At 68.3% G+C, this 26,985-nt stretch carries 28 protein-coding genes; 20 read left to right on the top strand and 8 right to left on the bottom strand.

Annotated features, from left to right (window positions below; genetic code table 11):
• Positions 1-197: 197 nt before the first annotated feature.
• On the top strand, positions 198-986 hold the full coding sequence (locus AC4OR5_RS29545; RefSeq protein ID WP_003119004.1) for an IclR family transcriptional regulator: 789 nt from the start codon (positions 198-200) through the stop codon (positions 984-986).
• A 6-nt stretch (positions 987-992) separates the two neighbouring features.
• Here AC4OR5_RS29545 and AC4OR5_RS29540 read toward each other — a convergent pair whose 3' ends face one another.
• Entirely contained in the window at positions 993-1,790 is a 798-nt protein-coding gene (locus AC4OR5_RS29540) for an ABC transporter ATP-binding protein (RefSeq protein WP_003093530.1), read from the bottom strand.
• A gap of 126 nt (positions 1,791-1,916) precedes the next feature.
• Between AC4OR5_RS29540 and fepB the strand changes: the two genes are divergently transcribed.
• From fepB to AC4OR5_RS29525, 3 genes are read left to right on the top strand one after another with little or no spacing between them, the layout of a single operon-like run.
• Entirely contained in the window at positions 1,917-2,822 is a 906-nt protein-coding gene (gene fepB / locus AC4OR5_RS29535) for a Fe2+-enterobactin ABC transporter substrate-binding protein (protein ID WP_023108289.1), read from the top strand.
• A 30-nt stretch (positions 2,823-2,852) separates the two neighbouring features.
• Positions 2,853-3,875, top strand: a complete 1,023-nt coding sequence (locus AC4OR5_RS29530; RefSeq protein ID WP_023095181.1) for a FecCD family ABC transporter permease — start codon at positions 2,853-2,855, stop codon at positions 3,873-3,875.
• Complete coding sequence (locus tag AC4OR5_RS29525; protein WP_003129378.1) at positions 3,872-4,903, top strand: FecCD family ABC transporter permease; 1,032 nt, start codon at positions 3,872-3,874, stop codon at positions 4,901-4,903. The genes AC4OR5_RS29530 and AC4OR5_RS29525 overlap by 4 nt, the downstream gene beginning before the upstream one ends.
• A gap of 9 nt (positions 4,904-4,912) precedes the next feature.
• Here AC4OR5_RS29525 and AC4OR5_RS29520 read toward each other — a convergent pair whose 3' ends face one another.
• Entirely contained in the window at positions 4,913-5,629 is a 717-nt protein-coding gene (locus AC4OR5_RS29520; protein WP_003137528.1) for an SDR family oxidoreductase, read from the bottom strand.
• 139 nt (positions 5,630-5,768) lie between these two features.
• Here AC4OR5_RS29520 and AC4OR5_RS29515 point away from each other — a divergent pair, with 139 nt between their 5' ends.
• Positions 5,769-6,698 (top strand): LysR family transcriptional regulator, encoded by a 930-nt coding sequence (locus tag AC4OR5_RS29515; protein WP_003137526.1) that lies wholly within the window; start codon positions 5,769-5,771, stop codon positions 6,696-6,698.
• Positions 6,699-6,793: 95 nt separating this feature from the next.
• On the top strand, positions 6,794-7,978 hold the full coding sequence (locus tag AC4OR5_RS29510) for an MFS transporter (RefSeq protein ID WP_003137524.1): 1,185 nt from the start codon (positions 6,794-6,796) through the stop codon (positions 7,976-7,978).
• A 10-nt stretch (positions 7,979-7,988) separates the two neighbouring features.
• Here AC4OR5_RS29510 and AC4OR5_RS29505 read toward each other — a convergent pair whose 3' ends face one another.
• Entirely contained in the window at positions 7,989-8,900 is a 912-nt protein-coding gene (locus AC4OR5_RS29505) for a LysR family transcriptional regulator (protein ID WP_058156415.1), read from the bottom strand.
• A gap of 118 nt (positions 8,901-9,018) precedes the next feature.
• Here AC4OR5_RS29505 and AC4OR5_RS29500 point away from each other — a divergent pair, with 118 nt between their 5' ends.
• From AC4OR5_RS29500 to AC4OR5_RS29480, 5 genes are all read left to right on the top strand, one after another.
• The gene (locus tag AC4OR5_RS29500; protein WP_003121900.1) at positions 9,019-9,396 is read left to right on the top strand and encodes a YybH family protein; all 378 of its coding nucleotides are present in this window, start codon (positions 9,019-9,021) and stop codon (positions 9,394-9,396) included.
• A gap of 12 nt (positions 9,397-9,408) precedes the next feature.
• The gene (locus AC4OR5_RS29495) at positions 9,409-10,395 is read left to right on the top strand and encodes a zinc-binding alcohol dehydrogenase family protein (RefSeq protein ID WP_003121899.1); all 987 of its coding nucleotides are present in this window, start codon (positions 9,409-9,411) and stop codon (positions 10,393-10,395) included.
• Positions 10,396-10,408: 13 nt separating this feature from the next.
• Positions 10,409-10,906, top strand: coding sequence for a YybH family protein (locus tag AC4OR5_RS29490; RefSeq protein WP_003121898.1), 498 nt, complete (start codon positions 10,409-10,411; stop codon positions 10,904-10,906).
• A gap of 185 nt (positions 10,907-11,091) precedes the next feature.
• Positions 11,092-12,801: an amidase gene (locus AC4OR5_RS29485; protein ID WP_003112050.1), complete on the top strand. Its 1,710-nt coding sequence runs from the start codon at positions 11,092-11,094 to the stop codon at positions 12,799-12,801.
• Positions 12,802-12,862: 61 nt separating this feature from the next.
• Positions 12,863-13,189, top strand: a complete 327-nt coding sequence (locus AC4OR5_RS29480) for a gamma-glutamylcyclotransferase family protein (RefSeq protein ID WP_003093540.1) — start codon at positions 12,863-12,865, stop codon at positions 13,187-13,189.
• Positions 13,190-13,204: 15 nt separating this feature from the next.
• On the opposite strand, the gene pdxR is transcribed toward AC4OR5_RS29480, so the two are convergent.
• The gene (pdxR, locus tag AC4OR5_RS29475) at positions 13,205-14,695 is read right to left on the bottom strand and encodes a MocR-like pyridoxine biosynthesis transcription factor PdxR (protein ID WP_031640048.1); all 1,491 of its coding nucleotides are present in this window, start codon (positions 14,693-14,695) and stop codon (positions 13,205-13,207) included.
• 131 nt (positions 14,696-14,826) lie between these two features.
• On the opposite strand from pdxR, the gene AC4OR5_RS29470 reads away from it, so the two are divergent.
• Complete coding sequence (locus AC4OR5_RS29470; RefSeq protein WP_003110534.1) at positions 14,827-15,285, top strand: GNAT family N-acetyltransferase; 459 nt, start codon at positions 14,827-14,829, stop codon at positions 15,283-15,285.
• Between the two features lie 49 nt (positions 15,286-15,334).
• Here the strand turns inward: AC4OR5_RS29470 and dkgB are convergent, their stop codons facing one another.
• Complete coding sequence (gene dkgB / locus AC4OR5_RS29465) at positions 15,335-16,153, bottom strand: 2,5-didehydrogluconate reductase DkgB (protein ID WP_003118179.1); 819 nt, start codon at positions 16,151-16,153, stop codon at positions 15,335-15,337.
• A gap of 342 nt (positions 16,154-16,495) precedes the next feature.
• Between dkgB and AC4OR5_RS29460 the strand changes: the two genes are divergently transcribed.
• Complete coding sequence (locus AC4OR5_RS29460; protein WP_023125252.1) at positions 16,496-18,904, top strand: TonB-dependent siderophore receptor; 2,409 nt, start codon at positions 16,496-16,498, stop codon at positions 18,902-18,904.
• Positions 18,905-18,968: 64 nt separating this feature from the next.
• On the opposite strand, the gene AC4OR5_RS29455 is transcribed toward AC4OR5_RS29460, so the two are convergent.
• Positions 18,969-19,397: an Rrf2 family transcriptional regulator gene (locus tag AC4OR5_RS29455; protein ID WP_003115857.1), complete on the bottom strand. Its 429-nt coding sequence runs from the start codon at positions 19,395-19,397 to the stop codon at positions 18,969-18,971.
• Between the two features lie 83 nt (positions 19,398-19,480).
• Here AC4OR5_RS29455 and AC4OR5_RS29450 point away from each other — a divergent pair, with 83 nt between their 5' ends.
• From AC4OR5_RS29450 to xth, 3 genes are all read left to right on the top strand, one after another.
• The gene (locus tag AC4OR5_RS29450) at positions 19,481-20,413 is read left to right on the top strand and encodes an NAD(P)/FAD-dependent oxidoreductase (protein ID WP_073665979.1); all 933 of its coding nucleotides are present in this window, start codon (positions 19,481-19,483) and stop codon (positions 20,411-20,413) included.
• A 135-nt stretch (positions 20,414-20,548) separates the two neighbouring features.
• On the top strand, positions 20,549-21,112 hold the full coding sequence (locus AC4OR5_RS29445) for a type 1 glutamine amidotransferase (RefSeq protein WP_015502325.1): 564 nt from the start codon (positions 20,549-20,551) through the stop codon (positions 21,110-21,112).
• Positions 21,113-21,134: 22 nt separating this feature from the next.
• Positions 21,135-21,935 (top strand): exodeoxyribonuclease III, encoded by an 801-nt coding sequence (gene xth, locus AC4OR5_RS29440; RefSeq protein WP_058160492.1) that lies wholly within the window; start codon positions 21,135-21,137, stop codon positions 21,933-21,935.
• Between the two features lie 31 nt (positions 21,936-21,966).
• On the opposite strand, the gene AC4OR5_RS29435 is transcribed toward xth, so the two are convergent.
• Positions 21,967-22,365, bottom strand: a complete 399-nt coding sequence (locus AC4OR5_RS29435) for a RidA family protein (protein WP_058160491.1) — start codon at positions 22,363-22,365, stop codon at positions 21,967-21,969.
• Positions 22,366-22,505: 140 nt separating this feature from the next.
• Between AC4OR5_RS29435 and AC4OR5_RS29430 the strand changes: the two genes are divergently transcribed.
• The gene (locus tag AC4OR5_RS29430) at positions 22,506-23,429 is read left to right on the top strand and encodes a LysR family transcriptional regulator (protein WP_003129354.1); all 924 of its coding nucleotides are present in this window, start codon (positions 22,506-22,508) and stop codon (positions 23,427-23,429) included.
• A gap of 532 nt (positions 23,430-23,961) precedes the next feature.
• Complete coding sequence (gene piv, locus AC4OR5_RS29425; RefSeq protein ID WP_009313293.1) at positions 23,962-25,350, top strand: protease IV; 1,389 nt, start codon at positions 23,962-23,964, stop codon at positions 25,348-25,350.
• A gap of 323 nt (positions 25,351-25,673) precedes the next feature.
• On the opposite strand, the gene AC4OR5_RS29420 is transcribed toward piv, so the two are convergent.
• A complete protein-coding gene (locus AC4OR5_RS29420; protein WP_003093561.1) occupies positions 25,674-25,955 on the bottom strand; it encodes a peptidylprolyl isomerase in 282 nt (93 codons plus the stop codon).
• Positions 25,956-26,097: 142 nt separating this feature from the next.
• Between AC4OR5_RS29420 and AC4OR5_RS29415 the strand changes: the two genes are divergently transcribed.
• Both AC4OR5_RS29415 and AC4OR5_RS29410 read left to right on the top strand, forming a co-directional pair.
• A complete protein-coding gene (locus AC4OR5_RS29415; protein WP_058160490.1) occupies positions 26,098-26,499 on the top strand; it encodes a GFA family protein in 402 nt (133 codons plus the stop codon).
• A 157-nt stretch (positions 26,500-26,656) separates the two neighbouring features.
• Positions 26,657-26,902 carry a hypothetical protein gene (locus AC4OR5_RS29410; RefSeq protein ID WP_015502322.1) on the top strand — a complete coding sequence of 82 codons (246 nt, stop codon included), beginning with the start codon at positions 26,657-26,659 and terminating at the stop codon, positions 26,900-26,902.
• Positions 26,903-26,985 lie beyond the last annotated feature (83 nt).

The following is a 26,985-nucleotide window of genomic DNA, read 5'->3' as shown; positions in this document are numbered from 1 at the left end:
CATTCCTCAATGGGGAATAGATTCCTCATTGCGAAATATGAAATCTCCTACACCCGTCCCTTCCGCGGCGCCCCACCGCCCCGGGGAATCGGTATCATGGGCGCCGCCCGCGCCACCGCAGCGCGGACCGAAGCCTATGGATCAACCGTGGTGAGGAGACCGAGCCGTTGAATACTTCGCAGCCCCCGGCGGACGAGATGCCGGACGCCCCGGGCGAAAAGCGCTCCGGCACCATCCAGTCGGTGTCCATCGCCGCGCGCTTCCTGAAGACCCTGGCCAACGCCGAAGGCGAGCTAGCCCTCGGCGAAGTGGCCCGGCGCACCGGCACCGGCGGCTCCACCGCGCACCGCTACCTGCAGAGCCTGGTGAAGGAAGGCCTGGCCCGCCAGGACCCGCTCAGCGGTCTCTACGACCTCGGGCCGGCGGCGCTGAGCATCGGCATAGGCGCGCTGAAGCGGATCGACGCGGTGGATATCGCCGCCCGCCACATGAAGGCCCTGGCCCAACGGCATGCCGCCAGCGGCGGGGTGGCGATCTGGACCGAGCGCGGCCCGACCCTGGTGCGCTGGTACCGCAGCGCCTATTTCTCGATCAACCCGCTGGCCCTGGGCGATATCCTGCCCATCGACAATACCGCTTGCGGCCTGGTGTTCCAGGCCTTCCTGCCGAAGGCCGTGGTCGACGCCGCGCGCAAGCAGCAACCGGCGCACTTCCGCGGCAGCCCGCCGAGCCGCGCGCTGCTCGACGAGGTGCGTGAGCGCTGCTGGGCCGAACTGACCAGCCACCTGCTGTCGAATGTCACCGGCCAGGCGGCGCCGGTGTTCGACGCCCAGCAGGAGATCGTCTGCGCCATGACCACGGTGACCGATCTCGGCCAGTTGCAGTCGGCGGAAGACCGCGACGCGCTGTTCCACGAGGCGCTGCAGGTCAACCAGTCCACCGGTGGCCTGGTACTCCACCCCGGCATGCGGCCGCCGCCGCGCTGAGCCACCTCAGCCCGGCGCGTCGGCGGCGATCCCGCGCGGCACCAGCAGCGGCGTGCCGCTGACCGGGTCGGCGATGATCAACGAGCGCAAGCCGAACACCTCCTCCACCAGACGCTCGGTGAAGATATGCGCCGGCGCGCCCTCGGCGAGGATCGCGCCGTCACGCATGGCGATCAGGTGCGAGGCATAGCGGCAGGCCTGGTTGAGGTCGTGCAGCACGGCGACGATGGTGCGCCCCTGGCGATTCAGCTCGGCGAGCAGTTCGAGCAATTCGATCTGGTGGACGATATCCAGGTAGGTGGTCGGCTCGTCGAGCAGCAGCAACGGGGTTTCCTGCGCCAGCACCATGGCGATCCACACGCGTTGCCGCTGGCCGCCGGAGAGCGCGTCGAGCGGTCGCTCGGCCAGGCCGTCGACCCGCGTGGCGCGTAGCGCCGCCGCTACCGCGCGCTCATCCGCCGGCGACCACTGGCGCAGGAACGACTGGTGCGGATAGCGCCCGCGCGCCACCAGCTCGGCCACCGTGATGCCATCCGGCGCCAGCGCGCTCTGCGGCAGCAGGCCGAGACGCCGCGCCACTTCCCGCCCCGGCAGGCTGTGGATATCCCTGCCATCCAGCACCACCCGGCCCTCGGCCGGCGCCAACAGGCGCGACAATGCCGCCAGCAGGGTCGACTTGCCGCAGGCGTTGGGCCCGACGATCACACTGAACGAACCCTCGGGGATGGCCAGCGAGAGATTCCGCGAAACGGTCCGCGCGTCGCGACGCAAGGTCACGGCGTCCGCGTGCAGGCGATGGGTCATGGGAGGTTCCTGGATAAGAATGGCTCGAATGTGTGGAATCGATTCTACATTATGGAATATACTGCATGAGAAGCATTATCATATGAATCCGTCCGCCCGGCTTCCCCTACAGCGAAAACAGCCTTCATGCCGACCCGCCGCCGCTCCGCCCTGCCGCCTCTCGCCCTCGCCCTGAGCCTGTTCGCCACCCTCGCCGCGGCCGGGGAGACGAAGCCGGCGCGGATCGTCTCCACCACCCCGAGCGTCACCGGCATCCTGCTGGCGATGGACGCGCCGCTGGTGGCCAGCGCCGCCACCACGCCAAGTCGCCTGACCGACGCCAAGGGCTTCTTCTCGCAATGGGCGAAGGTCGCCGACCAGCGTGGCGTCGAGGTGCTCTACCGCAACCTGCGCTTCGACATCGAAGCGGTGATCGCCCAGGATCCGGACCTGCTGGTCGCCTCCGCCACCGGCGCCGACAGCGCCGCGCCATACCGTGCGGAGCTGGAGGCGCAGGGCGTACCGACGCTGGTGGTCGACTACTCGAAACACAGCTGGCAGGAACTGGCTACCGAGCTGGGCCGGCACACCGGCCTGGAACGCCAGGCGCAGGCCGCCATCCAGCGCTTCGACGCCTACACCGCCGAAGTCGCCGCGGCCATCGCGCCGCCGCAGGGCCCGGTCAGCGTGGTCGGCTACAACATCGCCGGCAGCTATTCCATCGGCCGCCAGGCCAGCCCCCAGGCACGCCTGCTCGAAGCCCTCGGCTTCCAGGTGGCGGAACTGCCGGAGGCGCTGGCGGGCAAGGTGACGCGCGCCTCGGACTTCCAGTTTATCTCGCGGGAAAACCTGCCCGCCGCGATCGCCGGCGACAGCGTGTTCCTGCTCGGCGCCAGCGACGACGACGTGCAGGCGTTCCTCGCCGACCCGGTGCTGGCCAACCTGTCGGCAGTGCGCGAAAAGCGCGTGTACGCCCTGGGCCCCAGTTCCTTCCGCATCGACTACTACTCGGGGCGGCAGATGATCGACAACGTCGCCCGCCATTTCCGCTGAGCCATGCGCCCGTTCGCCGGAAATCCACCCATGCAGGCGTCCCCGATGCGCCGCCGGCGCCTGCGCGCCTGGGGCCTGCTCGCCGGCGCGCTGCTGCTCGCGCTGGCGGCCCTGGCCAGCCTGGCGCTGGGCTCGCGGCCGGTGCCCCTGGCGGTCACCCTGGATGCCCTGCAAGCCGTCGATCCGCACGATGATCGCCACCTGGTGGTACGCGAACTGCGTCTGCCGCGCACCCTGGTGGCGCTGCTGGCCGGTGCGGCACTGGGAGTGGCCGGCGCGCTGATGCAGGCGCTGACGCGCAATCCGCTGGCCGAACCCGGCCTGCTGGGAATCAACGCCGGCGCGGCGCTGGCGGTGATCGTCGGGGTCGCGCTGTTCGACCTGGCGAGCATGGGCCAGTACCTCGGTTGCGCCTTCCTCGGCGCCGGCCTGGCCGGCATCGCCGTATTCCTTCTCGGCCAGGCCCGCGAGACCGGCACCAACCCGGTGCGCCTGGTGCTGGCGGGTGCCGGCTTGTCGGTGATGCTCGCCTCGCTGACCGGAATCATCGTGCTGAACGCCCCGCCGGAAGTCTTCGACCGCTTCCGCCACTGGGCCGCCGGCTCGCTTTCCGGCAGCGGCTTCGCCCTGCTCGGATGGCCGGGCCTGGCCATCGGCGCCGGGCTGGCCGCCGCCTTCGCCCTCGCCGCCAGGCTCAATGCCCTGGCCCTGGGCCAGGAGATCGGCCAGGCGCTCGGCGTCGACCTGCGCCTGACCTGGCTGCTCGCCTGCCTGGCGGTGATGCTGCTGGCCGGCGCGGCCACCGCCCTGGCCGGGCCGATCGCCTTCGTCGGCCTGGTCGCCCCGCACCTCGCGCGGTTGCTGGCCGGGCCGGACCAGCGCTGGATCCTGCCTTTCTCGGCGCTGATCGCCGCCGGCCTGCTGCTCGGCGCCGACATCCTCGGGCGGCTGCTGGCGGCGCCGGCGGAGATCGCCGCCGGAATCGTCGCTTTGCTGCTCGGCGGGCCGGCCTTCATCGTCCTGGTCAGGCGCTTCCGCCTGAGTCGCCTGTGAACGGCCTCCACGCCCTGCGCCTGGGTTCCCTGTCGCTGCGTTGGCGGCCACGGGCGGCGCTGGCCTGCCTGGTCCTCGCGGGGATCGGGCTGGCGCTGGCGGCGGCCCTGCTGGGGACCGGCAGCCTGGCGCTGGGCCCGGCAGAGGTGTTCGCCAGCCTGCTCGGCCAGGGCCAGGACCCCACCGCCCAGCGCATCGTCCAGCGCGTGCGCCTGCCACGGGTGCTCACCGCCTGCCTGGTTGGCGCCGCGCTGGGCATGGCCGGGGCGATCTTCCAGTCGATCTCGCGCAATCCGCTGGGCTCGCCCGACGTCATCGGTTTCACCACCGGCGCCGCCAGCGGCGCCATCGTGCAGATCATCCTGTTCGATGCCGGCCCGCTGGCCACCTCGCTGGCGGCGCTGGCCGCCGGCCTGTGCACGGCGCTGGCGGTGGTGCTGCTGGCGCGCCGGGGCGCCACCGCCGGCGGCTACCGCCTGGTGCTGGTGGGCATCGGTGTCGGCGCCAGCCTGTCGGGCCTGAACAGCCTGCTGCTGGTCACCGGCAACCTCGACCAGGCGATGTACGCCCAGCTCTGGCTGGCCGGCTCGCTGAACACCCGGACCTGGTCGCACGTCGTCCCGGCAGCGCTGGGCCTGCTCGCCAGCGTGCCGCTGGCGCTGTACCACGGTCGACGCCTGGAGGTGCTGGAGCTGGGCGATGCCAGCGCCGCCCAGCTCGGCGTGGCGGTGGAGCGCGTGCGCTTGCAGATGGTCCTGGTCGCCGTCGGCATGACCGCCATCGCCACCGCCGCGGCCGGCCCCATCGCCTTCATCGCCCTGGCCGGCCCGCAACTGGCCCGGCGCCTGACCCGCTCGGCCGGGGTGCCGTTGCTGTCCGGCGCATTGATGGGCGCGGTCCTGCTGCTGGCCGCCGACCTGCTCGGCCAGCGCCTGGCATACGTCGCCAACCTGCCGATCGGCCTGATGACCGGCCTGCTCGGCGGTTTCTACCTGCTCTGGCTACTGCTGCGCAGCCGCCGGATCTGAGCCCCGGCCTCAACGACCGCCCAGGCTGCCACCGCCGTCGACGCCGATCACCTGGCCGGTGACGAACGAAGCGCCCTCGCTGAGCAGGAACTCGATCAGCGCGGCCACTTCGTCCGGCCGCCCGAGCCGCTGCATGGGGATGGTCGAGAGAATCCGCCGCTCCTCCTCGCCGCCGACCGGGCGAGTCTGGCGGAACAGTTCGGTCTCGATCGGCCCGGGCGCCACCGCGTTGACCGTGATGCCCAGCGGCGCCAGCTCCAGCGCCCAGGTGCGAGTCACCCCGACCAGCGCGCTCTTCGCCGCGGCGTAGGCGGTGCGTTCGCGGGCGCCGTGGATCGCCCGGCTGCACAGGTTGACGATGCGGCCCGCCGGCGAACGTTTGAGCCCCGGCAGGCAGGCCTGGGCAAGCTGCACGGCGACCCGTACGTTGAGGTCGAAGACCTGTTGCAGAGCGGCCAGGTCGAGGTTCTCCAGGCTTTGCGGCAGGGCGATCCCGGCGTTGTTGACCAACGCATCCACGGCGCTTTCCGAGAGCAATCCGCGCAGCGTCTCGGCGGTTTGCGCAGGATCGGCCAGGTCGCAGCACAGCAGACGTCCAGGAAAGTCGTCGCTGGCATGGCGGGCGATGCCCACTACGCGCCAGCCGGAGGCCGCCAAGCGCCTGGCCAGGGCCAGGCCGATGCCACGGGTGGCGCCGGTGACCAGCGCGGTACGATGATTCGTCATGACGATTCCCCAGCGTGAAATGGTCCCCCCGACGCCGCACCTTACGCCTCGCCGGCGGCCGGCGACAGCCCGCGGACTTTCTCCGACGCCGCGCTTCGGCGAACATGGCGCGCATCATCCCCCTTCGCGAGAGGTCGCGGTGTTTTCCTCAGAACGTCTGAAAGGCATAGACGTCTTCGTCTGCGTCGCCGAAGCCGGCAGCTTCAGCGCGGCGGCGGAGCGACTGCACCTGACCGCCTCGGCGGTGAGCAAGGCCATTGCCCGGCTGGAAGACCGCCTCGGCCTGCGCCTGTTCGAGAGGACCACTCGTCGACTGGCGCTGACCGACGCCGGCACGACGTTCTACCGCACCTGTTCGCGTGTGCTCGGCGACCTCGAAGAGTCCGAGCTGGCGCTGCACGCCGAGCACCACCAGACAGGCGGACGCATCCGTCTCGACCTGCCTGCTTCCTACGGGCGCCTGCACGTGCTACCGGTGGTGCTCGACTTCGCCAGGCGCCACGCGCTGCTCGTGCCACATATCTCCTTCAGCGACGACTTCATCGACCCCGTCAGCCAGGGCATCGATATCCTGGTGCGCATAGGCGGTCCGGATATCTGGCCGGAAACCCTCGGTCACCGCTACCTCGGCGCACAGCGCCTGGTGTTCTGTGCCGCGCCGGCCTACCTCGCCGCACACGGCGAGCCCCGCGATGTGGAAGAGCTGGCCGCTCACGACTGCGTGCTGTACGGCCAGGGCGATGGCCTGACCACCCCCTGGAACTTCCCGGGACACCAGCCAGGCGAGCTGGAACGACGGGTGATGCCGACGCGGATCGCGATAGGCGATGGCGAGGGCGTGGTGCAGGCACTGCTTGCCAGCCACGGCATCGGCCAATTGCCGACCTGGCTGGTCAGCCGGCATCTGGAGAGCGGGCGCCTGCGCGAGGTCCTGCCACAACTGGCCAGCGACGGCCTGTCGATCAACCTGGCCTGGCAGAAGCGACGTGAAAACCTGCCCAAGGTCGGCGCCCTGCTCGACGTGCTTGGCCGCAGCCTCATCCCCTCCGGCCACATCTTGGGCAATTAATGAATTTGATTCCTCGCATAGAGGAAAAAACGCCAGGGATAGGAATTCGGAGAATCAATAGCATGGCGGCCTTCCATTCGAGGAATGCCGCTTCCATGACCGTCTTCACCAGCCCCGTTCCGGCCGCCGCCCCTCGCTCCACACTGAGCGTCGCGATCCTGGCCTTCTCCGCGTTTCTCATCGTTACCACCGAATTTCTCATCGTCGGCCTGTTGCCGAGCCTGGCCCGCGACCTGCAGATATCCATCTCCGCGGCAGGCCGGCTGGTGACCCTGTTCGCCTTTACCGTGATGCTCTTCGGGCCGCCGCTGACCGCCGTGCTCGCCCACCTGCCACGCAAGCCGCTGTTCGTCGCCATCCTGCTGGTGTTCGCCCTGTCCAACGGCCTCGCCGCGCTCTCGACCGACCTCAGGCTGCTCGCCGTCGCCCGCTTCGTGCCGGCGCTGATGCTGCCGGTGTTCTGGGGCACCGCCAGCGAAACGGCAGCGCAACTGGCCGGTACCGAGCGCGCCGGGCAGGCCATCGCCAGGGTCTACCTGGGCATTTCCTGCGCGCTCCTGCTGGGCATTCCGCTCGGCACCCTGGCCGCCAACGGCATCGGCTGGCGCGGCGCCTTCTGGATACTCGCCGGGCTGTCGCTGCTGATGGCCGTCGCCCTCGTCCTGTTCATGCCCGCCGTGGACCGTGGCGAACGTCTCGATCTGCGCCGGCAGGCGCGGATATTCGGCGAACCGCTGTTCCTCGCCAATGTCGCGCTGTCGGTGCTGGTGTTCAGTGCCATGTTCGTTTCATACACCTACCTGGCCGATATCCTCGAACGTATCGCCGGGATCACTCCGGCGCGGATCGGCTGGTGGCTGATGGGCTTCGGCGCGGTAGGCCTGTTCGGCAACTGGCTCGGCGGCAGGCTGGTCGACCGCTCGCCGCTGCGCGCCACCGCACTGTTCCTCGTCCTGCTCGCGCTCGGCATGGCCGCCAGCGTCCCCCTGGCCGGCCAGCCGCTCCTGTTCTGCCTCGCACTGGCGCTTTGGGGCGTGGCCAATACCGCGCTCTATCCGGTTTGCCAGGTGCGCGTGATGCGCTCGGTGCAGCATGCCCAGGCGCTGGCCGCGACCAGCAACGTCGCCGCCGCCAATGCCGGGATCGGCCTCGGCGCGCTACTTGGCGGAGAGACCATCGCGACTCTCGGCCTGGAACGAATCGGCTTCGTCGCAGCGGCCCTCGCCGTACTCGGTCTGGCGCTGCTCCCCGTCGTCGCGCGCCTGGCGCGACGACGCTGACGCCAGCGTCCTACCCCGCGCCAGGCGCAGGGCCGTCCAGCCGACAGGCGTCGTGCAGCAGGTCCAGGTGCTGCTGGCAGAAATCCAGGTAGCACCTGACGATCGTCGACGGATGCCGGTGCGACGGATAGAGCAAGTGGATCTCCTGCTCCGGCAAGGGGTGCTCAGGCAGCAACTCGATCAGTTGCCCCGCACGCACCGCGGCGGCAGCCATGAACGGTGGTAGCTCGGTGACCAGTTCGGCATCCACGGCGCGGGCACGCAGATGCGCGTAGTCATTGGTCGCCAGCACGATCCGCGGCTTGACCGCTTGGCCACCGAGCAGCCAGGCGCCCTCGCCGCTGCCGCCCGGGTACCACATGCCGACCGGGAAACGGCGCAGGTCGTCCAGCGTTTCCATTCCACCCTCGCGTTCAAGCAGGCGCGGGCTACCCACCAGAACGTGGCGATAGGCGAAGAGGCGGCGCGCCACCATCGCCTCATGGGCAACCGCGCCGACCCGAAGGGCCACGTCGACCCCATCCTCGACGAGATCGATGCGCCGCTCGGAGGTGAACACCTGCACGCGGATATCCGGATAGCGCCGCTGGAACACCCCCAGCAGCTCCCACCAGGGTTCGAAGCCGGGCGGCAACGACAACCGCAGGCGTCCCTTCAGACGCGCCTGGTCCGACGCCAGGGCCTGCTCCGCCTCGTGCAGTATCTCGACACCGCGCGCGGCGTTCTCGTAGAGACGCATGCCCGCCTCGGTCAGCCGCGTGCCGCGGACCGAACGCTCGAGCAGTTGCACGGCGAGCTGGTGCTCCAGCTCGCGGACCCGTCGGCTGAGCGTCGGCAGCGGTATCTCAAGGCGTGCGGCTGCAGCCGACAGGCTGCCCGCCTGAACGACGCCGACGAACATACGGAGCGCATTGAGGTCCATGCATCCCTCTCATGAATGATAGATAAACTCTCTATCCTGTAAGTTTTATACCGAATTCGAAAGGAGGAAAGTCGGACTCGCCCACCATCGACGGTGGCCCACCACGGAGATACCGACCATGACCATCCAGTCCATCCTGCAATCCTACGAGACCGCCCTCAACGCCAACGACATCGACGCCATCCTCGATCTCTACGGCGAAGCGCCGGTATTCATGCCGCAGCACGCCCCGGCCCTGGTCGGCCGCGAGGCAGTCCGCGCCGGCTACCAGCAAGTGTTCGCCAGTATCAAGTTGCAGATCCGCTTCGACATCCACGAGGTCGAGGTCATCGGCGACTGGGCCTGGGCCCGCACCAGTTCGGCCGGCCGCACCCGCCTCCTGGCCGAAGACGTGGAAATCGCGGAGGGCAACAACGAGCTGTTCGTGTTCCGGCGCGAACACGGCCACTGGAAGATCCACCGCTATCTCTTCGCCACCAACCAGCCGCGCGCCTGAGGAGCCACCGACATGAAAGCCTACGTCATCGAACAGCCTGGCGGCCCGGAAGTCCTGCGCCTGCACGACATCGCCTCGCCCGAACCGAACGCCAACGAAGTACGGATACGCGTGCGTGCCTTCGGCCTGAACCGCGCCGAACTCTACCGGCGCGCCGGCAAGATGGGGCCGATCGCCGGGCCGGTGGTACCCGGTATCGAAGCGGTCGGCGAAGTCCTTCAGGACCCGGCCGGGCAATTCCGGGTCGGCCAGCGGGTCGCCACCGCGATGGGCGGCATGCAGTTCAGCCGCAACGGCAGCTACGCGGAAGAGGTCACGGTCCTGCGCAGCAATGTGGTGGCCTTGCCGGACAGCGAACTGTCCTGGGAAGAGCTGGCGGCGCTGCCACAGGCCTACCTGACCGTATGGGGCGCCCTGGATCGCAGCCTGGCGATCCAGCCTGGGCAGACCCTGCTGGTACGCGGCGCCACCTCTTCGGTCGGCCTGGCCGCCCTGACCTACGCCAAGGCACGCGGCCTGCGGGTGCTAGCCAGTACCCGCAGCGCGGAGCACACGGCGCGCCTGCGGCAGTTGGGCGCCGACCAGGTGTTCATCGACGACGGCGAACTCTGCGCGTCGATACTCGCGGCGGCGCCGGAAGGCGTGGACGCCGCGCTCGAGGTGGTCGGCGCGCCAACCCTGCGCGACAGCGTCCGCTGCCTGCGCCCGTTCGGCTCGGTGTGCGTGATCGGTCTGCTCGGCGGCCCGCCGTTGCTCGAACAGTTCCAGTTGATGCAGGACCTGCCCGGCGCGACCCGCCTGAGCTTCTTCCCCAGCGGCCTGCTCGGAGGCGCGTACATGGACCTGGGCGAGTCGCCACTGGGCTGGGTGGTGCGGGAACGGACCGCCGGCCGCCTGCCCTCTCTGCTCTCCGCCGCCTTCGACTTCGACGACCTGCCCCGCGCCCACAGCCTCATGGAGGCCAATCGCGCGTTCGGCAAGTTCGTCGTCCGTGTCTAGAGGAGAACCGACCATGCTCCGTATTCCCCTTGCCCGACTGGCGCTTCCGTTCCTGTTCGCCAGCCTCTCGCCGTTCGCGGCGCACACCGCCACAGCGGCCCCGGATACCAACGTCGAGACTGCCGTCACCCGGCAGTTGGAACGCTATGAACAGGCACTGAATGCCTCCGACGTCGACGCGGTGATGAAGCTCTATGCCCGCGACCCGGTGTTCATGCCGCAACACAGCCTGCCCGCGGTAGGCCGCGAGGCGGTACGCGCGGCCTACCGGCAGGTGTTCGCGAAGATCCGCCTGGACATCGACTTCAGCATCGACGAGATCCGTCCGCTGGGCCCGGACTGGGCCTTCGCCCGGACCCGCTCCAACGGCACGGTGAAAGTGCTCGGCGTCGACGCTCCCGCAGGCGCCGAGGCCAACCAGGAGGTGTTCCTCCTGCACCGCGAAAACGACGGCCAATGGCGCTTCGCGCGCTACATCTTCAGCACTACCAACCCTCCCCGGCAGCCCTGAGGCCGGGCCTGGCCGGGAACGGTCGCGACACGCCGGCCGGACAGCGCCGCCACCGGCCAAGTTGGTACACTGGCGCTTCCGGCGCCGGGCTAAGGTCCGCCCCGTCGCAGCAAGCAGAGAACAAGAGGAACGATGATGAGCGTCGCTAACGGTCTCCCCGTCTCCATTCGCCAGGCGGTGACAGCATGATCGAGGTCACCGAGGTTTCCATCGCCGAGCTGCGTGACGCGCTCGAGTCCGGTCGTACCACGGCGGTCGAACTGGTCCAGGCCTACCTGGCGCGGATCGACGCCTACGATGCGCCCGGCACGCCAACCGCGCTGAACGCGGTGGTGGTGCGCAATCCCGATGCGCTGGCCGAAGCGCAGGCCTCCGACGCCCGCCGGGCGCGTGGCGAGACCCTCGGTCCGCTGGACGGCATTCCCTACACCGCCAAGGACAGCTACCTGGTCAAGGGCCTCACCGCGGCTTCCGGCAGCCCGGCGTTCAAGGACCTGGTGGCCCAGCGCGATGCCTTCACCGTCGAGCGCCTGCGCGCCGCCGGGGCGATCTGCCTGGGCAAGACCAACATGCCGCCCATGGCCAACGGCGGCATGCAGCGCGGCGTCTACGGCCGCGCGGAGAGCCCGTACAATGCCGCCTACCTCACCGCGCCCTTCGCCTCGGGGTCCTCCAATGGCGCCGGCACCGCCACCGCGGCCAGCTTCGCCGCCTTCGGCCTGGCCGAGGAAACCTGGTCGAGCGGGCGCGGCCCGGCGTCGAACAACGGCCTGTGCGCCTACACCCCTTCGCGCGGGGTGATCTCGGTGCGCGGCAACTGGCCGCTGACGCCGACCATGGACGTGGTGGTGCCCTATGCGCGGAGCATGGCCGACCTGCTGGAAATCCTCGACGTAGTGGTCGCCGACGATCCCGATACCCGCGGCGACCTCTGGCGCATGCAGCCCTGGGTGCCGATCCCCAAGGCCTCCGAGGTGCGCCCGGCGAGCTACCCGGCCCTGGCCGCAGGCGCCGAGGCCCTGGCCGGCAAGCGCTTCGGCGTGCCGCGCATGTTCATCAACGCCGACCCCGATGCGGGCACCAGCGAGTCCCCCGGGATCGGCGGCCCGACCGGCCAGCGCATCCATACCCGGCCCTCGGTCATCGCCCTCTGGGAACAGGCGCGCAAGGCCCTGGAAGCCGCCGGCGCCGAAGTGATCGAGGTGGACTTCCCGCTGGTGTCGAACTGCGAGGGCGACCGACCCGGCGCGCCCACCGTGTTCAACCGCGGCCTGGTGTCGAAGGAATTCCTCCACGACGAGCTGTGGGAACTCTCGGCCTGGGGCTTCGACGACTTCCTGCGCGCCAATGGCGATCCGAAGCTGAACCGCCTGGCGGATGTCGACGGCCCGCAGATCTTCCCCCACGACCCCGGCACCCTGCCCAACCGCGAGGGCGACCTGGCCGCCGGCATGGACGAATACGTGCGGATGGCCGAGCGCGGCATCAAGCCCTGGGACCGGATCGCGACCCTCCCCGATGGCCTGCGCGGCCTCGAGGAAACCCGGCGGATCGACCTCGAGGAGTGGATGCGACGCCTGCGCCTGGACGCCGTGCTCTTCCCCACCGTCGCCGACGTCGGCCCGGCGGACGCCGACGTCAACCCGGCCTCGGCCGACATCGCCTGGAGCAACGGTGTCTGGGTCGCCAACGGCAACCTCGCCATCCGCCACCTCGGCGTGCCGACGGTCACCGTACCGATGGGGGTGATGGCCGACATCGGCATGCCGGTGGGCCTGACCTTCGCCGGCCGCGCCTACGACGACTCGGCGCTGCTGCGCTTCGCCGCGGCCTTCGAGTCGACCGGCTCGCGGCGTATCGTGCCGCCGCGTACTCCACCGCTGGCAAGCAAGTGAAAGGCGCGGGCGGAAGGCTTCGCGTCTTGCGCCCGCGCTGTTCCGTTCAAGGGAGTTATCGATGCAGCGACTCTTCGTCTACGGCAGCCTCGGCCCCGGCCGTCCCAACGAACACCTGATGCAGAAGATCGGCGGGCAATGGCAGGCGGCCAGCCTCCGCGGTCGCCTGCTGGAAAAGGGCTGGGGCGCCGGGATGGGCTTTCCGGGCCTGGCGATCGACGCCGACGGCGAGGAAATCCACGGCCATGTGTTCGTCTCCGACCGCCTCGCCGAGCACTGGCCCGCGCTGGATGAATTCGAAGGCACCGAATACCGGCGCGTGGCGACCCGGGTAACGCTGGCCGACGGCGCCCAGGTCGATGCCTACGTCTACGCCCTGCGCGACTGAGCGCTTGCCGGCGGCCTAGGGATTCGCACGCAAAGCGCGCAGGGTCTTCGCGAGGACCCCGACCGCCGCCTCCAGCTCGTCCGTGGTGTAGGCGGCGAAGCCCATCAGGAAACCCGCTCGCGGTGGCGCGGCGAGATGCAGGGCGCTGAGCCCGACCAGCTCGACACCGGCGCGGTATGCCGCCGCGATGGCGCGCGTTTCGTCGATTTCCGCGCAGAGCAGCCCGGGCATCTGTAGCCCGCCGGCCGGCACGCGCGGCTCGACCAGGCCGCCCAGACGCTTGCCTACCCGCTCCGCGAGGAATCCCAGGCGCTCGCCGTAGAGGTTGCGCATGCCGCGCACGTAGGCGCCGAAGTGGCCGCCGGCGATGAAGCGCGCCAGGGTCAGTTGCGCCAGCGAGGCGTTGTGCCCGTCCTGCAGGGAGCGGGCGACGGTCATCGGTGCCACCAGCGCCGGCGGCAGGACCATGTAGCCAATGCGCAGGCCGGGAAACAGCGACTTGGTGAACGTGCCGATGTAGAGCGTCCGCTCGTGGGCGTCCAGGCCTTGCACGCAGGCGGTGGGCCGGCCGGCGTAGTGGAACTCGCTGTCGTAGTCGTCCTCGATGATCCATGCCTGCTGCCGCTGCGCCCATTCGATCAGCGCCAGGCGACGCTCCAGCGACAGGGTCACGCCGGTCGGGTAATGGTGCGACGGGGTCAGGCACAGCGCCCGCGCCGCCTGCGGCTGGGCGAGGATCGGCTCGGGCCGCAGGCCCTGTTCGTCGACCGGGACCGGCAGGCACTCCAGGCCGGCGGCCTCGAAGGCCTTGCGCGCGCCGTAGTAGGCCGGGTCCTCGACGAATATCCGCTCGCCGGCGTCGAGCAGCACGCTGGCGCAAAGACCCAGCGCCTGTTGCGAACTGGTCAGCACCAGTACCCGGTCGGCCGTGGCCCGTGCGCCGCGCTCCAGGTTGACGTAGTCGGCGATCGCCTGGCGCAGCGGCTCGGCGCCCTGCGGGTCGCCGTGGGTCAGGGCGCGCGCGCCATATTCCTTGAGGACCTGGCGCTGCAGGCGCTCCCAGGTCGCCAGGGGAAAGGTGCGGGTCTCCGGCACGCCGGGAGCGAAGGGGAGCGGGACGAGCTGCTCGCGAACCCCGCCGCCAGCCTGCATCGCCTCGCCACGCCGGCTCAGTCGCGGCGCGCCGCCGACCCGCCGTGGAGCGCCCGCGCCGCGCCGGCCGGGGGACAGCCGGGTAGCCGCGGCGACCACGCTGCCGCTGCCGACCCGACGCTCGATGAAACCCTCGGCATGCAGGCGCGAATAGGCCGCTTCGACGGTGTCGCGGGATACCCCCAACGACTGCGCCAGCGCCCGCGAGGCCGGCAACGGATTGCCCGGCGCCAGGGCACCGTCGAGGATCAGTTGGCGGATCGCGCGCTGGATCCGCGCATGCAGCGGCAGGGCCTGGAGCTGTGGATGGAGGAGGCGCGCCTTGACCGATTCGAGCAGTGATTGCCTGAACAAATGGTCTGCCCTCGATCATCTAATTGGTGGGATATGGCAAGCCATTAGGCGGCTATAAAAACACCCGGGTCAAGACCCTCGGTCCCGGCCTCCGCCGGATCGCCCCATCAAGCCAAAGAAGGAAGCACTGGATGCAATCCCTGCACACACTGGTATCGGTACGCCCCGTGGCACACGAGGACTTCGAGCAGTGGCTCGAACACTGGAAGGCCTACCAGGCGTTCTATGAAGTCGAACTCTCGGCACAGACCACCGAGGCCACCTGGCGGCGCTTCTTCGACGAGGGCGAACCGATGCACTGCGCGGTGGCCAGCGACGGTCGCCGCCTGCATGGCATCGTCAACTTCCTCTACCACCGCTCGACCTGGGCGGCACAGGACGTCTGCTACCTGGAAGACCTCTATGTCTCGCCCGACGTGCGCGGCCAGCAGATCGGCAAGCAGTTGATCGAGTACGTCCGCCGGCAGGCCGAGGAACGTCGCTGCGCGCGGCTCTACTGGCATACCCAGGAAAGCAACCACAGGGCGCAGCGCCTGTACGACTGGGTGGCGGACAAGCCGGGCGTGATCGAATACCGCATCGAGCTCTGAACCGACCGCGCGACCGGAGCCTCCGCGCGGCGGACCCTCGACGCGGTTCTCAGTCCCAGGCCGGCGCCAGGCCCTGCGGACTGACCTCGCGGCCGTTACGCTCGAGGCCGGCGATGCGCGCCATGTCCTCGGCGTCCAGGCGCAGGTCGCGCGCCAGCAGGTTGCTGGCGAGGTTCTCGCGGCGGGTCGAGGACGGGATCACCGCGTAGCCCAGTTGCATCGCCCAGGCCAGCGCCACCTGGGCGACCGTGGCCCGGTGCCTGGCGGCTATCCCGGCCAGCGTCGGGTCCTTCAGCACCTTGCCGTAGGCCAGGGTCATGTACGAGGTGACCGCGATGCCCTGCTCCTCGAGGTAGGCGGTCAGCGCGCGGTTCTGCAAGTAAGGGCTGAGTTCGATCTGGTTGGTGGATATCTCGCCCGCACCGACCGCGGCGATGGCCTGGCGGGTCAGCTCGATGTTGAAGTTGGAGACGCCGATCCGCCGGGTCAGGCCCAGGGACTTGGCTTCCGCCAGCGCCGCCATGTACTCCGCCAGCTCGACGCCGTTGCCGGGTGCCGGCCAATGGATCAGGACCAGGTCCAACCGGTCGGTGCGCAGTTTCTCCAGACTCTCGCGCAGGCTGGCGAGCAGCTTTTCGCGGGCGTAGTTGTCGACCCAGACCTTGGTGGTGAGGAACAGCTCGGAACGCGGTACGCCGCTCTCGGCGATCGCCCGTCCGATATCCGCCTCGTTGCCGTAGATCTGCGCGGTATCGATGGCGCGATAACCCAGCTCGAGGGCGCTGCGCACCGAGTCGACGACGACCTGGCCGGTAAGGCGGAAGGTGCCGAGACCGAAGGACGGGAGGGGGTGGATGGTGGAAGACATGGCTGCGCTCCGTGGGCGGGATGGCTCGAATGAAGCGCAGTGTGGCGGCTTACATCTCTTCGATTAAGACCCGAATCGAGCAAATTCATTTGCGCTGGAGTCACGAATCCAGGCGGCCTTCACGGGAGGTATCCAGCGGAAATTCCCGCCAGCCGCTGGCAGAACGCAGTTCATCGGATTCCCGCGAATACTACTGATAACGATAATCTCTATCATTTACTCCATTTTTACATTTACATACACTTGCCCCGCCGCGAATTCCTACGCCGGTTTCCCACATAAACAAGAAACGCAGCCGGTCGCGCCAACGGCCTGCCTGCGCCGCCATCCAGGACACTGCAGATGAAACACGTCGTTTCCAGTGCGTTATTGCTCGGTCTCTCCTCGCTTTCCCTGGCCGCACAGGCCGCTCCCATCGCCCTTGACCTTCCCGCCCAGCCCCTGGCCGCATCCCTCGAGCAATTGCAGGGCGCCAGCGGCCTGCGCATCCGTTTCGACCGCGCGGCCGTGGCCGACCGGCGCGCACCGGCCCTACGCGGCACGCTGGAGCCAAGCGAGGCACTGCAGCGTCTGCTCGCAGGTTCCGGACTGAGCGGGGAGGTACGGGGCGGCGACGCCTGGGTCGAGGCCGCGCCGACAGGTGCCGGCATCGCCCCCGGCGACAGCGTCGACCTCGGCGCGCTCAGCGTGGTCGCCACCCAGGACCCGGCCACCGCCGCCATCACCGAAGACAGCGGCTCCTACACCACCCGGGCGATGCGCACCTCGACCAAGCTGGCGATGTCGATCCGCGAGACCCCTCAGTCGGTCAGCGTGGTCACCCGCCAGCGCATGGACGACCAGGGCATGCGCGACCTCAACGACGCGGTGAAGGGCGTCACCGGCCTCACCGTGCAACAGTACGGGCCGGCCCGGGTGAAGTACGCGGCGCGCGGCTTCGACGTCGACAACATCATGTACGACGGCCTGCCGACGAGCATTTCCACCTATACCCAGGACGTCATTTCCGCCGCCGACCTGGCCATGTTCGACCGCGTCGAAGTGGTGCGCGGTGCCACCGGCCTGATGCAGGGCGCAGGCAACCCGGCGGCGGCGATCAACATGGTGCGCAAGCGTCCGACCCAGGACTTCCGCGCCTCCCTGCAAGGCAGCGTCGGCACCTGGGACCGCTATCGCAGCGAGGCCGACGTTTCCGGTCCGCTGAACAGCGAAGGAACCCTGCGCGGCCGCGCGGTGGTCGCCTACCAGAAAGGCAACAGTTTCCAGGACCACGTCAGCAGCGAACGCGGCGTGTTCTACGGGATCGCCGAAGCCGACCTGAGCCCGGACACCACCTTCGCCATCGGCGCCTCGAACCAGAACGACAACCGCAACGACAACTGGGTAGGCCTACCCAGTCCGCTGGGCGGCCGCCACCTGGACCTCAAGCGCTCGTCCTACTACGGCGCCGACTGGTCCTACTGGGATACCGACACCACCCACCTGTTCAGCGACCTGACCCACCGCTTCGCCAACGGTTGGCAGATGAAGCTGGCCGCCGACAAGCTGTGGGCGCGAATCAACATGCTCGGGCTGTACAACGACTGCTACTACTCGACCACCGGCTGCGCCAGCATGACCCAGAACCCCGGCGACTACAGCTACACCGACGACCACGACAGCTATGACGCCTATGCCAACGGTCCCTTCCAGTTGCTCGGCCGCGAGCACGAGCTGGTGGTCGGCGCCAGCTATCGCCAGGAACGCTTCGACGGCCACGGCGGCTGGGGCAGCCTGTTCAACAAGGACGGCACCCCGACCGGGCCGATGGACCCGACCCAGTGGGACCCGAGTTCGACCCTCAAGCCGAGGCTGAACACCAGCCTGTGGGGCATGAAGCTCGACCAGGAACAGAAAGGCGCCTACCTCACCACCCGGTTGAACCTCGCCGACCCGCTGAAAGTGATCCTCGGCGGGCGCCTGGACTGGTACAAGGCCGACGCCGATACCGACAGCTACAAGGTCACCCGCAACGTCACCCGCTATGCCGGGGTGATCTACGACCTGAACCAGACCTACTCGGTCTACGCCAGCTATACCGACATCTTCAAGCCGCAGAGCAACTTCGACGCCGGCGGCGGCCTGCTCGACCCGATCACCGGCAAGAACTACGAGATCGGCCTGAAGGGCGAACACTTCGGCGGCGCGCTCAATTCGCAGATCGCGCTGTTCCAGATCGACCAGGAAAACCGCGCCACCGAGGACGTCGGCGGCCCCTCGCCATGCCCCTTCAGCCCCACCTCGCGCTATTGCTCGCGCGCTTCGGGCAAGGTCCGCAGCCAGGGCGTCGACCTGGAGCTGAGCGGTGCGCTGAGCGACGACTGGCAGATGATGGCCGGCTATACCTACGTCGACGCCAAGTACAAGCACGACAGCAACAAGGCCAACGAGGGCAAGCCATTCGACGCGGCCAAGCCACGCCACCTGTTCAAGCTCGCCACCAGCTACACGCTGCCCGGCGAACTGCACAAATGGCGCGTCGGCGGCGACCTGGCCACCCAGAGCAAGACCGAGGACAGCAGCACCGGTTTCCAGCAGGGCGGCTACACCGTGGTCAACGCCATGCTCGGCTACAAGGTCAGCGAACGGATCGACACACGGCTGAACTTCAACAACCTGTTCGACAAGTACTATTACAGCGGCATCGACTTCGGCAACCTCAACTACGGCGAGCCGCGCAACCTGATGTTCACGGTGAAGTACTCGCTCTGATCCCGGACCGCCGGCGTGCCTCCGCAGGCGCGGCGGCGGTGTCCGAACGGCCCTTCCAGGCGCCTCAGCAGGGCCGATAGCGGCGCTCGAACTCGCTCGCCAACTGCTCCAGCGTGACGCTCCCCAGGCGCTCCAGGAGCAACGCCTGCGCCGCCTCGAACGCCTCGCCGAGCGCTTCGTTGACCGCCTGCTCGACCAGGCATTCCGGATGATCGGTAGACAGGCCGATGGCGAAGATCGAGGACGCTCCCAGCGCCTGGTGGATATCCAGCAAGGTGATGTCCGCCAGCGGCTTGGCCAGCCGCCAACCGCCGCGATGGCCCTTCTCCGAACTCACGTAGCCTTCGTTCTTCAGCAGCGCCATGGTCCGTCGCACCACCACCGGGTTGGTGCCGAGCATCTGCCCGATGGCTTCGGAAGTCGCCGGCCCTTCGTGGCGGGCCATATGGATCAGCACATGGAGCATGCGCGAGAGGCGGGTGTCGTTTCTCATGGACGGCGGACTCGTGGAGACGGAAAAGCCATGAGTATCTCTCGCTACAGAAAAAGTTACGAGAGCGTTGACAAGCGCCCATCATGAAACTTACGTTGTTGCGTGACTATCCGAATGGGAGATACGCCATGACTTTCGACGTGATCATCGTGGGCGGCAGCTACGCCGGCATCTCTGCGGGCATGCAACTGGCGCGGGCGCGGCGCAGGGTGCTGGTGATGGACACGGGACTGCGGCGCAACCGCTTCGCCCGGGCCTCCCACGGCTTTCTCGGCCAGGACGGCCGCGACCCGGCGGCCATCGTCGATGACGCCCGCGCCCAGTTGCTGGCCTATCCCAGCGTCGAGTGGCTGTCCGAAGCCGCCGTCGCGGCGAAGAAGGAGGCGGACGGTTTCGTGGTGAAGGCCGCCAACGGAGAACGCTTCACCGCGCACCGGCTGATCCTCGCCAGCGGGGTCGCCGACGACCTGCCGGAGATCCCCGGTCTTGCCGAGCGCTGGGGACGGCACGTGTTCCATTGCCCGTATTGCCACGGCTACGAACTGGACGGCGGGCCGATTGGCGTACTGGCGGCCTCGCCGCTGGCCATCCACCACGCCCTGATGTTGCCCGACTGGGGAGCGACCACCTTCTTCCTCAACGGCGTCTTCGAACCGGATGCCGAGCAAATGTCCAGGCTGGACCGGCGCGGCGTGGCGATCGAGCGCGAAGCCGTGGTCGCGGTGGGCGGCGCGCGCGCCGACGTGACCCTGGCCAGCGGCCGCACGATTACGCTCGCGGGGTTGTTCACCCAGCCGCGTACGCGCATGGCCAGCCCGCTGGCGGCGTTGCTCGGCTGCGAGTTCGAGGACGGCCCGAGCGGGCCGTTCATCAGGACCGACGGCATGCGCGAAACCAGCGTTCCCGGCGTCTTCGCCTGCGGCGACGCGGCGCTGGCGGCCGGCAACGTCGCCATCGCGGTGGGCGACGGCGCGCGCACCGGTGGCGCGGCGCATCATTCGCTGCTGTTCCGCTGACGCCGGAGGCTGACAGGCCAAGGATCCGGCCCACCGCCCGGCAAATCTTTCGAACTCCCCGGCGTTCCGGCTTTCCACTCTCCTGCATGTCACGCCACGGCGCCCGCTACGAGCGCCCCAGCAGAGGAGAAAACCATGAGCGCGAAGCTGCAAGGCAAGAACGTCCTGGTCATCACCGCCAACACCGGCATCGAGCGCGACGAGCTGCTCGAACCGCTGAAGACCCTGAAGCGACAGGGCGCCACGGTCACCCACGCGACCATCGAGGGCGGCGAAGCGCAGACCTGGGTACACGACAGCGAGAAGGACCTGATCGTCAATTCCGACGCCAGGCTGCAAGGCCTGCGCGCCGAGGACTACGACTTGCTGCTGGTCCCCGGCGGCACAGTGAATGCCGACACCCTGCGCCAGGACAGCGAGGCCCGGCGCCTGGTCAGGGAATTCAGCGACGCAGGCAAGACGGTCGCCGCCATCTGCCACGGCCCCTGGCTGCTGATCGACGCCGGCGTCGCCCGCGGCAAGACCCTGACCTCCTATTCCAGCGTGCGTATCGACCTGACCAACGCCGGCGCGGACTGGGTCGACACGCGGGTGAAAGTCTGCCCGGCGAACGGCTGGACCCTGATCACCTCGCGCAACCCGGGTGACTTGCAGGCGTTCAACGAAGCCATCGGCGAAGCCCTGCAGGCGGCAGCCTGATCGTCATTCGCGGAGACAAGCGGTGGACACCCTGAAGATCGCCACCTTCAACGTCAACGGCCTCCAGACCCGGCTGGCCGCGCTGCTGGCCTGGCTGGAGCGGGAAGCGCCGGACATCGTCTGCCTGCAGGAACTGAAGACGCCCGACGCGCGCTTCCCCGCCGCGGCGCTGGAGAGGGCCGGATACGGCGCGATCTGGCAGGGCCAGTCGGCGTGGAACGGCGTCGCCATCCTCGCCCGCGACAGCCAGCCGCTGGAGGTACGCCGCGGCCTGCCGGGCAACGCCAGCGATCCCCACAGCCGCTACCTCGAAGCGGCCGTCGACGGCCTGCTGGTGGCCAGTCTTTACCTGCCCAATGGCAATCCCCAGCCGGGACCGAAGTTCGACTACAAGCTGGCCTGGTTCGAGCACCTCATCCGCCACGCCGCCGAACTGATGGAGAGCGGCCATCCGGTGGTGCTGGCCGGCGACTTCAACGTGGTGCCCAGCGACTTCGATATCTACGACACCCGCTCCTGGAAAAAGGACGCCCTGCTCCAGCCGGCGTCCCGCGAGTGCTTCGAGCGCCTCCTGCGGCAGGGCTGGGTGGACGCGCTACGCCAGCGTTTCCCCGACCGGCGCCTCTATACCTTCTGGGACTACTTCCGCCAGCACTGGCAACGCGACGCCGGGCTGCGCATCGACCACCTGCTGCTCAGCGCCAGCCTGGCGGACCACCTGGAAGACGCCGGGGTGGATCGCTGGGTGCGCGGCGAGGAGCACGCCAGCGACCACGCGCCGGCCTGGGTAAGCCTGCGGCGTCCCTCAGAGCCCCGGCGCTAGCCGAGCTGGCCCCGGCACTGCGCATCGGCTCTCACCGCCCCGCCGGCAACCTCGCCACCACCTTGATCTCGAAGCTGAAGCCATACAGCCAGTTCACCCCCACCGCCGTCAGCGTGGGGTACGGCGCCTCGCCCCAGTACTCCGGGACGATCTTCCAGATGCGCTCGAAGTTGGCCTCGGCGTCGACCATGAACACGGTGACGTCGAGCACAGCGTCGAACCCGCAACCGGCCGCGGCGAGCACCGCATTCAGATTGTCGAAGGCGCGGCGGACCTGGGTCTCCAGCTCGGGTTCGGGAGAGCCGTCGTCGCGGCTGCCGACCTGGCCGGAGACGAACAGCAGGCCGTCGCTGCGGACCGCCGGGGAATAGCGGTTGCGCTCGTAGAGGGCCTGGCGGCCGGCGGGGAAAACCACGTCGCGTACAGTCATGCGATACCTCCATCCTGGGGCTCCCGGCCCCGTCATCGTCGATGGAAGAACGGTAAGGTCGTGCGCGCCGTGGATAAACGCGCAACCCTGGCCATGACTGTTTGTAGAATCCAAACAATCCCCGACGACCCGGAGCCCCGATGGACCGTTTCGATGCGATGCAGGCCTTTGCCCGTGTGGTGGAGACCGGCAGCTTCACCAAGGCGGCGGAGACGCTGCACATGAGCCGCACCAGCGTCACCCAGTTGGTCCAGCAACTGGAAGCGCGGCTGCGGGTACGCCTGCTCAATCGCACCACGCGCAAGCTCAACCTGACCGCCGACGGCGCCGCCTACTACGAGCGGGTGGTACGCCTGCTGGCGGAACTGGACGATGCCGAGACCAGCCTCTCCAGCGCCGCCCTGGCGCCCCGCGGACGTCTCCGGATCGACGTGCCGAGCCCGCTGGCGCGGCTGCTGCTGATCCCGGCGTTACCCGAGTTCCATGCGCGCTATCCGGAGATCCAGATCGACCTGGGCGTGAGCGATCGGCTCGTCGACCTGATCGACGAGAACGTCGATTGCGTCATCCGCGGCGGCGAACTGCGCGACCAGTCGCTGATGGCGCGGCGGGTCGGCGACCTGCAACTGGGGGTCTACGCGGCACCGGCCTACTTGCAGCGCGCCGGCGTGCCGAGCCACCCGCGCGAACTGGAGGACAGCCACCAGCGCATCGTCGGCTTCCTCTGGGCGCGCACTGGCAAGGCCCTGCCCTACGCCATGCACAGGGGCGAGGAAAGCCTGCGGGTGGCGGGCCGCCATGTGCTGGCGGTGGACGACGGCAACGCCTACCTGGCGGCCGGGCTGGCCGGCCTGGGCATCCTCTGGCTGCCGCACTACATGGCGCGTGAGCCCCTCGCCCGCGGCGAGCTGCTGCCGCTGTTCGAGGACTGGAGCCTGGAGCCGATGCCGCTGTACCTGGCGTTCCCGCCAAACCGCCACGTCAGCGGCAAGCTGCGGGTGTTCATCGAGTGGGTCGCCGAACTGATCGCGCGGCATGCGCCGCCGTTGCATCCGCCGCTCTGAAACAAAGACGGAGGCGTATCCTGGAAAACCCTGGAGTAATGGTAAGCGGCCAGGGCTCTATATATGCCCCGCGATTATAAAGATGACTGATACGACGATAAGCCGGATATCCTGGAATTCAACCAAGCCGACATCGGAACGGTTTCCGAGCGGTGAATAAAAGATTCACCCAGCCTTATATTCAGGACTGGTCAAACCGGATAACTTGAAAATCCGGATTTCGTTAACCCGATCACATCGATAGATGCACCAGCAAAGCACTCGCGCACTACACCCTGCACCTCTCTGAAGCAAGCCGAAGGCTCTATAGCGGCACTCCAGACCAAACTTTAGTTGGTAGAGAGAGCACTCCAACATCAATGACAAGTGAGGTGAATAGCTATCTATTCTGCTATCCATAAACGCTTCTTCATATTTAATAGCTAGCAGAAACGAATATAAAAAATATTTGAACGACTCCGTCACCCCTGCATATCTTTCGCCACGCGAACGATTAAGGAAGTTGCCATCCCCAAACTGAAGGAGTCGATTCATGCATAAGAGAACGTACCTGAATGCATGCCTGGTTCTCGCGCTGGCTGCGGGCGCGAGCCAGGCCTCGGCCGCGCCCGGTGCGAGCGAAATGGCTGGCGACGTCGCCGTGCTCCAGGCTTCTCCGGCGAGCACCGGCCACGCCCGCTTCGCCAACCCCAACGCGGCGACCTCGGCGGCCGGCATCCACTTCGCCGCGCCCCCCGCCCGCCGCGTGGCCCGCGCCGCGCCGCTGGCGCCGAAACCGGGTACGCCGCTGCAAGTGGGCGTGGGCCTGAAGACGGCGACTCCGGAAATCGACCTGGCAACCCTCGAATGGATCGACACCCCGGACGGGCGCCACACCGCGCGCTTCCCGATCAGCGCCGCGGGGGCCGCCAGCCTGCGCGCCGCGATTCGCCTGGAAACCCGCAGCGGCTCGCTGCCCGACGACGTGCTGCTGCACTTCGCCGGCGCCGGCAAGGAAATCTTCGAGGCCAGCGGCAAGGACCTGTCGCTCAACCGTCCCTACTGGAGCCCGGTCATCGAGGGCGATACCCTGACCGTCGAACTGGTGCTGCCGGCCAACCTGCAACCGGGTGACCTGCGCCTGTCGGTACCCCAGGTATCGTATTTCGCCGACTCCCTGTACAAGGCCGGCTACCGCGACGGCTTCGGCGCCAGCGGCAGTTGCGAGGTGGATACGGTCTGCGCGACCCAGAGCGGTACGCGGGCCTATGACAACGCCACCGCCGCGGTAGCGAAGATGGTCTTCACCAGCTCGGCGGACGGCGGCAGCTACATCTGCACCGGCACCCTGCTGAACAACGGCAACTCGCCCAAGCGCCAGCTGTTCTGGTCGGCCGCGCACTGCATCGAGGACCAGGCCACCGCCGCGACGCTGCAGACCATCTGGTTCTACAACACCACCCAGTGCTACGGCGACGCCTCGACCATCAACCAGAGCGTCACCGTGCTGACCGGCGGGGCGAATATCCTGCACCGCGACGCGAAGCGCGACACCCTGCTGCTGGAACTCAAGCGTACTCCGCCGGCCGGCGTGTTCTACCAGGGCTGGAGCGCCACGCCGATCGCCAACGGCTCGCTCGGCCATGACATCCACCATCCGCGCGGCGACGCCAAGAAGTACTCGCAGGGCAACGTCTCGGCAGTGGGCGTCACCTACGACGGGCATACCGCCCTGACCCGCGTCGACTGGCCGTCGGCGGTGGTCGAAGGCGGCTCGTCCGGCTCGGGCCTGCTGACCGTCGCCGGCGACGGTTCCTACCAGCTACGCGGTGGCCTGTACGGCGGCCCCTCGTACTGCGGCGCGCCCACCTCACAGCGCAATGACTACTTCTCCGATTTCAGCGGCGTCTATTCGCAGATCTCCCGCTACTTCGCGCCCTGAGGCCAGCCAGGCTATCGATCGCGCAGCGGCGGATAACCGCGCAGCGGTTATTCGCCCTACGCCTGGATCGGCGCGTGAAAGTGCAGCTTCTTTCATCGGTCCGGAACAGGTGCCAACGGCGTTATGCGCCGTTTATCCCGTGCAGCGGTTATTCGCCCCCCCCCCCCCCGGATTGGCGCGTGGAAGTGCGACCTCTTTCATCGTCCGGAACAGGTAGGGCGCATAACGCCAACGGCGTTATCCGCCGTTTATCCCGTGCAGCGGTTATTCGCCCCACGCCTGGATCGGCGCGTGGAAGAGGGGCGTTATGCGCCGCCGTACGTTCAGTCCTGGCGGCTGGTGACTTCCAGCAGGTGGTAGCCGAACTGGGTCTTCACCGGGCCCTGGACCACGTTCAACGGCGCGCTGAAGACCACCTGGTCGAACTCGCGGACCATCTGGCCGGGACCGAACGAACCCAGGTTGCCGCCGTCGCGGCCGGAGGGGCAGGTGGAATGCTCGCGGGCGACTTCGGCGAAGTCGGCACCGCCTTCGATGGCGGTCTTCAGTTCGTTGCACTTGGCTTCGCTGGAAACCAGGATGTGGCGGGCAGTGGCTCGGGCCATGGGGAAATACTCCTAGGGTGAAACGGCAGAGCCTAGCAGACATCGACGCCAGCACCGACAGCCCACGACCGGAGGAGGCACTCGACAAGCGTGGCGCAGGCTGCTTGACTCGCCGCCTTTGCGAATCCGGGAACGCCTTCCGATGAGCCAGACTTTCCACGGCAGTTGCCTGTGCGGCGCGCTGCGCTACCGCCTGTCGTCGCCCCCGCGGGCGCTCTCCCACTGTCATTGCGGCCAGTGCCGCAAGGCCCATGGGGCGGCATTCGCCAGTTATGGCAGCGTCCCCGTCGCGGACCTGCACATCGACCGCGGCGCCGACCTGCTCTCCACGTTCAGCTCCTCCCCCGCCGTGCTCCGGCGCTTCTGCTCGCGCTGTGGCTCGCCGCTGTTCTGGTCAAGGAGCGAAGGCAAGTTCGCCGACTGGGTATCGGTCGCCCTCGGCAGCCTGGACACGCCCTTCCCAGCGGAGAAACAGAAGCATGTCCAGGCCGCGTCGATGGCCTGCTGGTACCGGATCGCCGATCACTGGCCACGGCAGGACTGAAACCGGCCGTCGCCGATTCAGTTGCCGCCGTCTTCACGGTGCGCATACACTTCGCCGCATGCGCCGTCGTCTTCGCTTGCTGATCATCCTGCTTCTCAGCCTTACGCTTCCCCTCACCGGGATGGCGGGCATCGAAGCGCCGATGGAGCCCTGCCCCATGCAAAGTATGGGCATGAGCGAAATGGCCGGAATGGACCAGGACTGCTGCCAGGACTCGGGCACGATGAACGAGCACGGCAAGAAGTCCTGCAAGACCGGCCAGGAGTGCAAGACCAGCAGCCTGCTCCAGATCGACGTCCTGAAAGCCTCGTTGCCCCCCGCTCCGACCACGGCCCCCGCGCCCTACAGCGATCCGATCCTCAGCCAGGCCCCGGCCGAACGCTGGCGACCTCCCTGCGCCTGATTCCTCTACCGATCTGAAACCCTCCCGCGGCCATGCTGGCTGCCGGGTGATTCGCGCCTATGCGCAGGTTTTCCCGAGGAATC

It is taken from the genome of Pseudomonas sp. YA1 (assembly GCF_058680555.1).
The sequence above is the reverse complement of the archived record's forward strand: the minus strand, read 5'-3'. Positions and strand labels throughout refer to the sequence as shown.